This is a genomic window from Aeromonas sp. MR19, from assembly GCF_963899305.1.
Classification (GTDB): Bacteria; Pseudomonadota; Gammaproteobacteria; order Enterobacterales; family Aeromonadaceae; genus Aeromonas; species Aeromonas bestiarum.
In genome coordinates this window covers 1-231 of the sequence record NZ_CAWQWZ010000042.1, presented here as the reverse complement: position 1 = coordinate 231, position 231 = coordinate 1, and the positions used below count along the sequence as shown (strand labels likewise).

Annotated in this window: 1 protein-coding gene; it reads left to right on the top strand. The window is 68.8% G+C overall.

All coding sequences use genetic code 11. From position 1 onward, the window contains the following. Nucleotides 1-17: 17 nt before the first annotated feature. The coding region (locus tag AACQ95_RS15925; protein WP_241281106.1) for an Ig-like domain-containing protein at nucleotides 18-231 on the top strand (214 nt) is incomplete at its 3' end.

Genomic DNA, 231 nt, shown 5'->3' with positions numbered 1-231 from the left:
AGACCATCGATGCCAGCGTGACCAGCACCGACGCGGCGGGCAACAGCGCCACCGCGACCGACAGCGAAGGCTACGGGGTCGACACCCAGGCGCCGGTGGACCTGGCCATTGAGCTCGATGCCGACATCACCGCCGACGACGTCATCAACGCCGCCGAAGCGGGTCAGCAGATCCCGGTCAGCGGCACCGTCAGCGGCGAGTTCAAGGCCGGTGACACCGTCACCCTGACCG